We start from the raw sequence: 12597 nt of genomic DNA, 5'->3' as shown, positions 1-12597 counted from the left end.
CGATACCTTGACATTATCTACCCCTTTAGAGACTATCGAGTCGAAAAAAATGTATAAATATTTAAAGGCTTTGTTAAGTAAAGTCTAATAAAAATGAAGGAGAAGGCTATGTTTTATCGTGCGTTGATACTGTCTTTGTTACTAGTATTGCCAACTGCGGTTAAAGCCGAGAACTATTCAATTGGTACTGGTGGTCAAAGCGGTATTTATTATCCATTTGGCGGTGCGTTAGCCAAAGTGTGGTCAGATGAAGTCCCACAAGTAAACGTTAAGGCTGAAGTGACAGCTGCATCAGTTGAGAACACAATTAAAGTGGTACGTGGCGATATGATTGCCGGTATCGCGATGGGCAATGTTGTCCTTGATGCTTATAAAGGCGAAGGTAAGTTCAGAAGTGCAATGCCAGTGAATACACTGTTTGCCTTATATCCAAACCTTGTGCATGCCATTAGTCTTGAAAAGTCAGGCATCACTTCGCTTGCCGATCTTAAAGGAAAACGTATTTCATTAGGCGCTCCTGCCAGTGGCACAGCGGTAACGTCTGCTGCATTACTTGAGTCTATTGGTATTGATGTGAAAAAAGACATCACTGCTGTGTACCTAAATTATTCAGAAACAACCAATGCATTAGCTAATGGTCAAATTGATGCTGGCTTTATTGTGGGTGGTCAAGGTGTTGGTGCGGTGACTCAAGTGGCATTAACCCATAAGGTTAATATTATTCCTGTTTCTGCTGAAGAAAGTGCAGCGTTTATTAAGCAAAACCCTGCTTATAGCAATTACACCATTCCTGCCGATGTATACAACAATGTGGGCGCTGTGCCGACATTAAGTGTATGGAATGTGATTGTGGTTAGCGCCAAAATGAGTGATGAGATGGCGTTTAACTTAACTAAAGCTGCTTTTGAGAATATGTCAGAAGTACAAAAAGTGGTTAAAGTTGCTGAAGCGACTACCCCTGAAAATGCTGACCGCTTACAAGGTGTGCCATTACACCCTGGTGCGCAAAAGTATTTAGATAGTATTAAGTAGAACGCTGGATTTTCTACACGACAAAACACCTGTAGGTGAATGCAAGAACACAAAGGCAACGTAAGGTTGCCTTTGTATATTTAGGTCACTTATTGTGCTTAGGTGCAATCTTTGGCATAGAGGAAAAAATATGACCCAAGAACAAGGCAAAAAAGCCGAGCAATATGTGAGTGGGGATAATGCGCATCAAACAGGCCATAACCCTGATGTTGCCAACACACTTCCTTATGAAAAAACCATTAAAGTTATAGGCTACACAACACTTATCATCGCAGTGTTATTGTCTTCATTTCAAATTTGGCAAGGTATTACCTCCACCATATCGGCCACTTATTTTCGACCAGTGCATTTGTGCTGGGTATTAATTCTGATTTTTTTACATTATCCGCTGATTAAAAATCGCCGCAAAAAAGGCTATTTAGCGGGGCGTGTGTTCGATCTTGCATTGTGTGGTATCACCCTCTTTGCTGGCTATAGAATGTCCATTTTTGACTACAACGATATCGACCATATGCTTTATGGTTTAGGTAATGTGGATTTAGTAGCAGGCAGTGCATTGCTGGTTTTATTGTTGGAAGGCTGTCGGCGTACCGTGGGGTGGGTGATGGTGCTGATTGCAGGAATGTTTTTAGCCTATAGCGCATTTGGCGACTTACTCCCTGGCGCAATGGCCACCAAAGCTTATTCACTGCAAGAGTTGATTCAGTTCCAAATATATTCAGCCAATGGTGTATTTGGCTCTGCCTTGGGTATTGCGGCCACAACAGTGTTTATTTTTGTATTGTTTGGTGCTTTTTTAGAAGTCACTGGCGCAGGTAAATTCTTTATCGACTTAGCCTTTTCAATTGCGGGTAAGTATCGTGGCGGCCCAGCCAAAGCTGCAGTATTGGCATCTGCTGGGCTTGGCTCTATTTCAGGATCGGCAATTGCAAACACGGTGACCACGGGCGCTGTGACGATTCCGATGATGAAGAAGTTAGGTTATACCCCAGAGCAGTCGGCAGGGATTGAAGCCTCAGCTTCAACCGGTGGGCAAATAATGCCACCGATTATGGGCGCAGGTGCCTTTGTCATGGCGCAGTTTACGGGGGTGCCTTATAGCGACATCATGTTGGCCTCTATTGCGCCTGCAATTTTGTACTTCTTTTGCACCTTACTTTATGTGCACTTAATGGCATGTAAGTTAAACCTTCAAGCGGCGAGTCGTACAGAAGCAGTGATTGAAGTGATGAAACACGGTGCTCATCATCTTATTCCATTGGTGATTATCACCGTGTTATTGATGATGGCCTTCTCACCATTACTGGTTGGCGTAGCGGGTTGTGCGGCGATTTTAGTGACTGCTGCACTGCGAAAACATAGCCGTATTGGGATTAAGAAGTTTATCGAAGGCATGAAAAATGGTGCGCTATTAGCGTTACCCATTTCTGTTGCTTGTGGCGCTGCTGGCATCATTGTTGGTGTGGTAGGGCAGACGGGGATTGGCTTACAGTTTACCCAATTTGTGATGGATTTTTCTGGCGGTTATATGTTGGTCGCGCTGGGACTTATCAGTATTGTGGCACTGGTTTTAGGGATGGGCTTACCGGTTACTGCAGCTTATATTGTCCTCGCAGTCATGGCTGTGCCTATGCTGGGTGACTTTGGTTTGCCATTATTAACTGCGCACTTAATTGTGTTCTGGTTATCGCAAACCTCCAATGTCACTCCGCCGATTGCGCTGGCTGCATTTGCAGGTGCAGGGGTTGCCAATGCTAATCCTATGAAGTCATCCGTTGAGGCATTTAAGTTGGCAGGTGGTTTGTTCATTATCCCAATTATGATGGCCTATACCGATTTACTGAATCCTGATGCGGGCATGATGGCATTCACTTTTGCGATCATTCAAACTGCCAGCATTATTGTCGCGATTGCGATATCAATTGAAGGTTACCTTTTACGTCCGCTTTCAACGGTTGAGCGCTTGGTTGCAATCGCCACTGTCCCTTGGGTGTTGTTTAATCCATTTGGCACAGGCGTTATTGGTGTGGCGGTTGTACTGGGGTTATTGGCTGTGCAGTGGAAAACGCAAGGTAAAGCTACGGTTTAATAGGGTGAGTTAACAAAAAATAGGTTTAGCTTGAACGGCTAAACCTATTTTTTATACCTAATAAGCACATTGATGGTTAACAGCCAGTGATATCGACCGTTAATGTGTAGGTCGTTGCTGAGCCACCAGTGCCAGTCGGTTCAATATAACGTACATGGCAGTTAATTGTCTCATCATCTAAATCATAGCCGTAGCGCACATTTGACGAGCCTACTTCTACGTTTGGTGTACAACTTCCACTACCAAAACAAAAGTCTATCTCAGAGCCGATTTCGAGCATTTGCGGTAACCCGCCGCCATCATTTTCGCCAAAGGCTTCTGGGTAGCCCAGTTTCATCTCTATTACTTCGCCGTTGTAATCAATCAAACTGCGGTCATCTTTTTCGACGCCATCAATAGTAGCGCGTGAATAGGCTAAATCAAGTGAAGACTGAATCGCGGCTTTTACCCCTTGTACGGTCGCGATTTTTGCATCACTTTGAAGGTTAATAAATTTAGGTGCAGCAATAACAGCGAGGACCCCTAAAATAATGATAACAATCACTAATTCAATTAACGTAAAGCCTTTAGTGCTTGTGAGTTTAATTGAGCCTGAGGTTGAGTTAATCGCCATCTTTTGTCCTTTAAAGTGAATTAACAGCTTGTTTATTAGGGTTTACTTATGTCTTGTATGGTAAAACACATTGACTAATATGCATAAGAAAAACTTAAATTAACCTATTTAGGATAGTAAATCCTCCCCTATTTTGATTGCTAATCTGTGACTTTTTATTGTCATATTGCTTCAATATTTCGTGTAAATAGAGTTAAAAAAGCCTGCTGTTTTTCGGTTTTTTGGTCCAATTATAGTTTGCTCACCCCCTCCTAAATAATTACTTTTGGTGACCTTGGTGAAATATTTGTTAAATATGTGACTAATTAATATTAAATGTTTCTCCGTGTAAGTTATTGTTTTTTAATAATTTTAATATTCCCTTCATTATTCTGAAATCTTGTTGTCACTTAGGCGAAGTCTTTTTGTCATTTTTGCAGGTTAATTTGTCGACCAGCCAAATTACTTAACACGCTTAATTCCGTCCTCGGAGATGACAATGGAACTGAAAAACATTTTTAAACTTAACGCTGTATCTGCTGCACTTTCTGCAACCTTATTACTTGCAGGTTGTGGTGGCGATATCAATATCGATACAGGTTCAGACACTGAAACGCCAACAACTCCAGATACGCCAACGACTCCTGACGTATCAGATCAAGAAGCGGCTTACGGTGGATTTGCTGAGAAGAGTGCAACAATTGCTGCAATCGACGGTAAAGAAGTTTGGGTATTATCTGGCACACTTGCTCCTTCAACAGGGGCGTCAACGGTTAACGTTGGTGGTCAAGACGGTGACAAGATTATCCTAGGCAATGATGTTGTTTGGATGCTTGATGGCGCAGTTATCGCTGGTGGTGATAAAGCTGATTCAGTTGAGCTATCTGTCATGGCGGGCACTAAAATTGTAGGTGGAAGCGAGTCTTACCTAGTGATTAGCCGTGACTCTAAAATTATGGCAGAAGGTACTGCTGAAGCGCCTATCGTGTTTACATCATTGGAATCAGCACTGGGTCAAGAAGGCCAAGCGGGTCAGTGGGGCGGTTTAGTATTACTTGGTAACGCACCGGTTAACTCTTGTCCTGATTTAACAAGTTGTGATGCCGCTTTTGAAGTTGGCAGTCACAGTTACGGTGGCGATGACACAGAAGATAACTCGGGTGTTATTCAGTATGTTCGTGTTGAGTTTGGTGGCTTTAAAATCAACGACACACAAGAAATGAATGGTATCAGCTTTGCCGCAGTCGGTGCGGGCACCACAGTTGACCATATTCAAATTCATAAAAATAACGATGATGGTGTTGAATTTTGGGGCGGTAACGTTTCGCTTTCACACGTAGTGTTAACTGAAAACTTTGATGACTCGTTGGATTGGACTAACGGTTGGCAAGGTAGTGCACAACACGTTTATATTCGCCAAGAAGATAATGGCTCTAACCGTGGTATTGAAGCTGACAGTAACAGCAGTGCAGAAGCAGAACCACAATCTCGTCCTGCGTTAGCTAACTTTACTATTCAAGTGGCTAACGGCACTAACAGTGGCGGTGACGATGCTGAAGGTATTTTATTCCGTAAAGGTACAGCAGTAGATGCTTACAACATGCTTGTAAAAGGTGATGTTGATTCTGGTGAATGTTTAGAAGTTAACGATGACAACACAGTAACCACTGCTGAAGCGGGTAACTTAAACATGCAACACAGCTTAATTGATTGTGTTGAGCCGTTTAAAGATGCCAAACCTGATGCGGATGAAGGTCGTGAGTTAGCACTTGATGTTGAGCAATGGTTCCTAGAGCAAGATGGTAACTTAGCTGGTGCATCTGATTTATCAGGTTATATGCCTAATTCATCATCAGTCGCACTGACTGGTGGCGCTGCAGATTTAGCTAATATGGATGACCGTTTAGTTGATGCGCAGTACATTGGTGCTTTCGATGGCACAACTGACTGGACTACAGGTTGGACGACAGCTATTCACGAAGATGCTGCGCCTGCACCGACTGAACTGCCAGTATTAACATCTTGTCCTGTTGGCACAACGTCAGAAGAAGTGGTAGCTGGGCTTTATAAAGATGCTAGTGTCACTTTAGTGTGTTCAATTCAAGGCAATATCACTTCAAATACCACGCTACTTGCTGGTCAAAACGTGATGTACAAAGTGGATGGTGGCGCGGTCGTTGTAGGTGGTGATAACACTGATTCTGCAACATTAGCCATTCAAGCTGGTACGCAAATTTTTGCTACAGATAACAGCTACATTGCGATTAGCCGTGGCTCAAAAATCATGGCGCAAGGCAGTGCAGAACACCCAATCGTGATGACTTCACAGCAAGATGTGATTGCTGGTGCTGAAGGTGAGCGTGGTCAATGGGGTGGTTTAGTGTTACTGGGTAACGGCGAAACCAATACTTGTCCTGATAAAAATGCTTGTGATGCTTCATTCGAAGTTGGCGATTTCCCATACGGCGGTAACGACAACACAGATAACAGTGGTCAAATTAGCTATGTGGTTGTTAAGTATGCTGGCTTTAAAGTAAATGATACCCAAGAAATGAACGGCATCTCGTTCGCAGCAGTGGGCAGTGGCACGCAAGTAGACCACATTCAAGTTCATGCGAATGGCGATGATGGTGTCGAGTTCTGGGGTGGTGCGGTCAATCTTAAATATGTTTACCTAACCGACAACTTCGATGACAGCTTAGATTGGACTAATGGCTGGCAGGGTAAAGCACAATACGTGTATATCACTCATGAAGATGGTCAAGCTAACCGTGGTTTTGAAGGCGATAGCCACAAAGGCGCTGACGATACGCCAGTTTCAAATCCTACTATTTCTAACGTGACGATTCTGCCTGGTACCGATATTGAAAATGCCAGTGGCGACAAAGGTGAAGGCATTATCCTTCGTGTTGCAACGGCAGCTTCAATTCACAACTTATTGATTCAAGGTCGTAAAGGGTCAACCTCTGATACTGAGTCGGGAGAGTGTCTAGAGCTAGATGGGACTTATGCAGGTCTTGTGGACAATGTTAACGATGGGTCATTAATGATTTCTCACTCAGTTATCGATTGTAACGAGCCATTCAAGTACAGCTCTGATAATGCAGCCACAACGGATGCTGTTGATACAGAAGCATGGTTCCTTGCTCAAACGGGTAACTCAGCACAAGCAGTAACATTAACAGATGGCATGCCAGCAGGTACTGACACTGTATTACTGGGTACTGGTTTGGATATGAGTACTGAAGACAGCTTCTTCGAATCAACTGACTACATCGGTGCATTCGACGGTCAAACTGACTGGCGTGAAGGTTGGGCATTTATCAAGTAACTAAAGAGGTTACTTGCTAAGCCCTAAACATCAGGGAGCACCTCCCTGATGTTGCATAAGCGCTCAGTAAGACTCAATTACTGAGCGCTTTTTAAAGTTTGACCAATGAATTAATAAGTTTCTTATCTGCCATTGATACCGTAGACATAAGAGTCAAAGCGATATCGAGATGGCGCTACCTGAACTGTGGACAGGATTGAAAAACGCTATGAAAACCAAGCCGAGTTTTATCGCTAACAAGCTAAGCCTAGCTGTTGTAACTGCTATTTCAGCAGCTTCACTTTTTACAACATTGCCTGCTTACTCGGAAGAAACACCTGAAGTTGATGCAGGTGAAGATTTCCCAATTGAAGTTATTGCTGTTACTGGTCGTTTACGTACCTCTGCGTCAGCTGCTGTTGAAGAACGCCGTGAACAGCCAACGGTTGTGGACATCATGGGATCTGAACAAATTTCCCGTACTGGTGACAGTGACGCCGCAGCGGCGCTTCGTCGTGTAACAGGATTAACCCTAAAAGATGGCAAGTTTATTTATGTACGTGGTTTAGGTGAACGCTATTCAAGTACTTCTTTAAATGGTGCGGTTGTACCATCACCAGACCCTACTCGTAACGTAGTTCCGCTGGATATGTTCCCAGCGTCGATTATTGAATCACTGTCGGTTCAAAAAGCGAGTACCGCAAGTACGCCAGCTGCTTTTGGTGGTGGACATGTTGATATTCGAACTAAATCTATCCCGGCTGACTTTTTCTTCAAAGCATCAATCGGTGGTCGTTACAACACTAATGATTCAGATGACACATATACCTATAACGGTGGCGGCGATGATTGGTTGGGTCAAGACGACGGCACACGCGCCATGCCAAATAGCATTAATGATGTCACTAATATGTATGGCGGCATTAGTCCAATTGATATCGTGACCGGCTCAAATGGCACCGTTACCTTTCCTGAAGCGCAAGCGATTAACCGTGGTTTAGCCAGTGATATGTACCGTGATATGACGGTATACACCGAAGGTACAGATCCTGGGTTACGCGGAAACATCGCCATTGGTGATCGCTGGGATATCACTGACGATATTATTTTTGGTGCCATGACAGCTGTGTCTTATAAAGAACAAGCAGAAAACTACACCAAAACCGAAGTTGAACTAGCGGGTGATGCTGATAACGTTCAAATCGAAAACGCTAAAGATGTGATGGGAACTGACTCAATTGTGCAGATGTCAGGCATGTTGAATTTAGGTTTAGAAATTGGCTACGACCATAAAATTGAAACCTTCTCAACTTACTTACGTGATACCTCAGATGACGTGTCAGTGGCCATCGAAGAAACCATCGATACCATTTCAGAGCCTAACGCACTGCAGGTTTATGATGTGTCTTATGAAGAGCGTAACCTTATCAGTAATCAAATTAAAGGGACGCACTTCTTTGAGTACCTGTGGGATTTAGAAGCCAATTGGATGTATTCCAATGCCAGCTCAAAGCGTTATGCACCTAACGAGCTGTCTTACACTTACAACGTTGTTTTTGACGATGCTAACAACATGACAAGTCGTAACTTGAATACACAAGATGCGCCAAAGTATGTCTATAGTCGTCTTGATGATAATACTGAAAATTACAAAATCGACTTAGCATTGCCGATTGAATTTGGTGATGCAAATATCCTTAAAATTAGCGGTGGTTACGAATACTTTGAACGTACTCGTGAAAGCTATGCGACCCGTTTAGGTTTCGATGTGGGCTTAAGCCCAACAGATCCTAATGGCGACATTTTATCGAGTGATTTTGACAAGATTTTCTCAGATGAAAACATCGCTAACGATGCATTAGATTTAGAATTAAAAGACGCATCGACCGATACCGAAGACTACGTAGCAGCAGAAATGATTGATGCTGGTTTCGTTAACTTTGATTTTGATTTTGATGATGTATGGCGCTTTGTTGCGGGTGTGCGTTATGAAGACTTCCGTCGTGTCACTCTACCATTAACTCCAGATGGCGAAATCTCTGATGAAAGCGGTCGTTATGACATTGAAGATTATGCGATAGCAGAAGATGGATGGTTCCCGTCGATGTCGTTAACGTGGAAGTCATCAGATCAAAGCCAGTGGCGTCTCGGGGCGAGTAAAACATTAGTTCGTCCTGATTTACGTGAAGTGGCGCCAGTTCGATTCCAAGATCCAGTGACTGGATTCGATTTCTTTGGTAACCCAGAGCTAGAAAGTTCAGATATCTACAACTTAGATTTACGTTGGGAATACTACTCAGATGACGGTGCTAACTTAAGTGTTGGTGGTTTCTATAAAGACGTTGATGCGCCGATTGAAGCGATTCAACGCATTTCAGAAGCGGGTCGTCAGCTTAAGTTTTATAACGCAGAATCGGGTGTCATATACGGTATTGAAACAGAGTTCTTACATGACCTTGGCTTTATTGGTCGTGAAGGTGGATTCTGGGAAGACTTCTTTGTGGCTGGTAACGTGACCTTAAGTGATTCAGAAATTGAAATTCTAGGTAATGGTGAAATTGACCCAACCAACAATAAGCGCCGTATGACAGGCCATTCAGAGTGGGTTGCTAACATGCAATTAAGCTTTGATTCTCCTGATGAATCTCACAGTGCCACACTGGTTTATAACGTATTTGGAGAGCGTATTGCCTACGGTGGTCGTGGTGGATTAGATGATGTCTACGAGCAACCTTTCCACAGCTTAGATTTTACTTACAGCTTCTTACCTACAGAAAGTTTTGGAGTGAAATTTAAAGTGAAGAATATCCTTGGTGAAACAACAGAGTACGACCAGCAAGATGTGGTGGTATATGCAAAAGAGCCAGGAACAGAATTTACCTTACAGTTTAATTACGAGTATTAATGGGTAATTAGCAAGGTAAACCAAGTACGGGCTATTGGCATTTTTACTCATCCTTTAAATGCCAATAGCTGTGTACATAGTGTGAGGTGCAATATGACTTCTGGAACAAGTTAAATTGGTTATGCCGAACACGTTTATTTAAGACAAATGTAAGACCAGTGCAATTGTTAACGGTATTACTTCATCCTTTTACTTTTATCAATGCGCGAGGCCACTTTCTTCTGGAACAAGAAAGTGGCCATTTTTATTGTTAGCTTTGGTAAATTAACTGCGCTTTAGCAGCAGTTAAGCTTGGTTGCTGTCAATAAAGTTACTGATAGCCTTTGATATTAAATCTTTTTTCATTTGAGTTTTTGCCACAGGTTGATCAAACCAAAAACTCATTGGCTGATCAAAACCAATACCATGCATGTAGTTGTAAATAGCCTTTCGTAAGCCTTCACCTAGCATTTCATGATCGGTATTGGTTGGGTCTGTAAACTCGACATCATTTTCGGCAAACAAAATTTCAGGCCGTTCGGCCAATGTAATTCCAAATTGGTCTGGGTTCATACCTATAGGGCTGTGGACTGTTGCGACAAAACGATGCCAGTACGCCGATTGAAAACAACCTTGAGCCATCATTTGACGAACCATTTCGAGCGAATCAACGGTTTCTTGTTCGGTTTGTGTAGGAAAGCCATACATGAGATAGGCGTGCACCATAATGCCTGCATCGCTAAATGCTTTCGTGACTTGTGCAACTCGTTCAACACTGACACCTTTCTTCATGAGTTTTAGTAGTCTGTCTGATGCTACCTCTAAGCCGCCGCTCACAGCAATACAACCAGAGTCGGCAAGTAATTGGCAGCGAGCTTGGCTAAAGGTTCTTTCAAAACGAATATTACCCCACCAACTGATCACTACATTTCGCTCAATAAGGCGTTTGGCAAATGCAAATAAGGTTTTTGGTGGCAGGGCTTCATCAACAAAGTGAAATCCTGTTTGGCCTGTTTCTTCAATTAACTGTTCGATGCGATCCACTAAAATATCAGCGCCTGCAGTATCGTAGCGATCGATGTAGTCGAGACTAACATCGCAAAAACTACATTTACGCCAGTAGCAACCGTGGGCAATGGTTAACTTGTTCCAACGTCCATCACTCCAAATTCGGTGCATCGGATTAAGCATTTCGCACAATGACAAGTATTCATCTAAGGGGAGGCCATCATAAATTGGCGCGCCCACATCGACTTGTGGAATATCGTGCAAGGCAGTATTTTCGTTAAAATGCACATACGGATGACCATGCTCATCTTCTGCGAGAAAATACGTTCGGACTAAATCGTCGACTTCTCGCTGACCTTGAAAATATTCAAGTAAGGTCAGAAAAGGGCGCTCGCCATCATCAAGACAAATAAAATCTACAAATTCAAATACACGAGGATCTTTCAGAGCACGTAGCTCTGTATTAATAAAGCCGCCACCAAGTACGACTGGTAACTCAGGGTTAATGGCTTTACAGGTTTGCGCAATACGCAGTGCGCCAAGCATATTGCCTGGAAAAGGCACCGTTAATGCAACCACACTTGGCTGAGTATCTTCAAGATAATGCTCAACCAGTTGTTCTAGAATCTCTGAGCTGAAAGTGGGCTCATCCATTAAGGTGTCGTAGAGGTTATCAAAGCTTGGATTCGCTGCAGCAAGTTGCTCGCCATAGCGGCTGACTTCAAAGTAAGGATCAACCCCTTGAGTAATGACATTGGAAAGATCATTTATAAATAACGTGGCTAAATACTTGGCTTTATCTTGTACGCCTAAGTTACCGAAGGCTGCTTGGAGAACATCGCCAGAAACGGCTTCCATCTGCGCAATGGCATCAAAAGCTGGGCCTTCAGGTAAAAATCGTCGTGAGTTGATCCGTAGCGCTAAACTAGGATCTTTGCCTTGTAAAAAACGGATCGCAGCTTCAACACACTGATGATAACGTTCAAATTCTGCTAAAAATGCATGTACTGCAGGTGGGAGTTCATCGTCTTCAAAATGCTCGAAATTTGCTTCTACATGTTGACGAATAATTTCCAGCGCAGGGGCGGTCATCATTTCTAAAAACAGCTCAATGGCAGGATCTCGTTGCACCGCTTCATAGCCCTGAGAGCGAAGGAACCCGGTTAAATAGGCCGTCGCTGGATAAGGCGTATTTAGCTGAGTCATGGGTGGGGTCATTAGAAGTACGGTCATAGCCTGCCTTTGAATAATAAAACTTTGCTGCTTTTCTAGCATAGTCATAACACTAGCCCTTAGTAAGCTTTTGAGTTATACATAGCCGCAAAGTCAGGCAGCCGATACAGTTGCCATCAATAATCGAGGGATTCTAGCAAATGCGCTAAAGGGGTTCTACTTCAAGATGAAAGTGGTGGCGAGTCAATGGGAGTTTACTGATTAAAAAAATGGATTAGCTGATATAACCAATTGCTAGTGAGTATATTATTAATAGTGATTACAGCGACTTGAATTTTAGAGCTGAATGCTTTTATTTAATAACAAGGGGTAAAGTTAATCCTTGTTGAATTTATATTTAAGGCGCTTGGTTTTAAGACTGTGAGATATTATTTTGGGGACAAGTTGTTGAACGAGTTTTATATAAGAGAATGTAACGGCCAAATATAAATAATAGACCAACTTAGGAT

General features: G+C 42.9%; 6 protein-coding genes. 4 read left to right on the top strand and 2 right to left on the bottom strand.

The window, feature by feature from the left end; translation table 11 throughout:
• Positions 1-93: 93 nt before the first annotated feature.
• Together AB4128_RS01265 and AB4128_RS01260 are read left to right on the top strand one after the other, a co-directional pair.
• Positions 94-1032: a TAXI family TRAP transporter solute-binding subunit gene (locus AB4128_RS01265; RefSeq protein WP_259651253.1), complete on the top strand. Its 939-nt coding sequence runs from the start codon at positions 94-96 to the stop codon at positions 1030-1032.
• Positions 1033-1162: 130 nt separating this feature from the next.
• Positions 1163-3121 (top strand): TRAP transporter permease, encoded by a 1959-nt coding sequence (locus AB4128_RS01260; RefSeq protein WP_372036424.1) that lies wholly within the window; start codon positions 1163-1165, stop codon positions 3119-3121.
• Between the two features lie 76 nt (positions 3122-3197).
• On the opposite strand, the gene AB4128_RS01255 is transcribed toward AB4128_RS01260, so the two are convergent.
• A complete protein-coding gene (locus AB4128_RS01255) occupies positions 3198-3734 on the bottom strand; it encodes a prepilin-type N-terminal cleavage/methylation domain-containing protein (protein ID WP_372036421.1) in 537 nt (178 codons plus the stop codon).
• Between the two features lie 478 nt (positions 3735-4212).
• Here AB4128_RS01255 and AB4128_RS01250 point away from each other — a divergent pair, with 478 nt between their 5' ends.
• Both AB4128_RS01250 and AB4128_RS01245 read left to right on the top strand, forming a co-directional pair.
• Positions 4213-7044 (top strand): hypothetical protein, encoded by a 2832-nt coding sequence (locus AB4128_RS01250; protein WP_119967723.1) that lies wholly within the window; start codon positions 4213-4215, stop codon positions 7042-7044.
• 208 nt (positions 7045-7252) lie between these two features.
• Positions 7253-9928 (top strand): TonB-dependent receptor domain-containing protein, encoded by a 2676-nt coding sequence (locus AB4128_RS01245; protein WP_372036419.1) that lies wholly within the window; start codon positions 7253-7255, stop codon positions 9926-9928.
• A gap of 285 nt (positions 9929-10213) precedes the next feature.
• Here AB4128_RS01245 and AB4128_RS01240 read toward each other — a convergent pair whose 3' ends face one another.
• Positions 10214-12148, bottom strand: a complete 1935-nt coding sequence (locus AB4128_RS01240; RefSeq protein WP_055022958.1) for a radical SAM protein — start codon at positions 12146-12148, stop codon at positions 10214-10216.
• Positions 12149-12597 lie beyond the last annotated feature (449 nt).

Origin of the sequence: Shewanella sp. 10N.286.52.A9 (genome assembly GCF_041468985.1) — a bacterium.
Lineage (GTDB): Bacteria > Pseudomonadota > Gammaproteobacteria > Enterobacterales > Shewanellaceae > Shewanella > Shewanella japonica.
The sequence above is the reverse complement of the archived record's forward strand: the minus strand, read 5'-3'. Positions and strand labels throughout refer to the sequence as shown.

Excerpts from the sequence above, each read along its gene's own strand:
- AB4128_RS01250 (WP_119967723.1), top strand. The coding sequence starts at position 4,213 with ATGGAACTGAAAAACATTTTTAAACTTAACGCTGTATCTGCTGCACTT.
- AB4128_RS01260 (WP_372036424.1), top strand. The coding sequence starts at position 1,163 with ATGACCCAAGAACAAGGCAAAAAAGCCGAGCAATATGTGAGTGGGGAT.
- AB4128_RS01265 (WP_259651253.1), top strand. The coding sequence starts at position 94 with ATGAAGGAGAAGGCTATGTTTTATCGTGCGTTGATACTGTCTTTGTTA.
- AB4128_RS01245 (WP_372036419.1), top strand. The coding sequence starts at position 7,253 with ATGAAAACCAAGCCGAGTTTTATCGCTAACAAGCTAAGCCTAGCTGTT.
- AB4128_RS01240 (WP_055022958.1), bottom strand. The coding sequence starts at position 12,148 with ATGACCGTACTTCTAATGACCCCACCCATGACTCAGCTAAATACGCCT.
- AB4128_RS01255 (WP_372036421.1), bottom strand. The coding sequence starts at position 3,734 with ATGGCGATTAACTCAACCTCAGGCTCAATTAAACTCACAAGCACTAAA.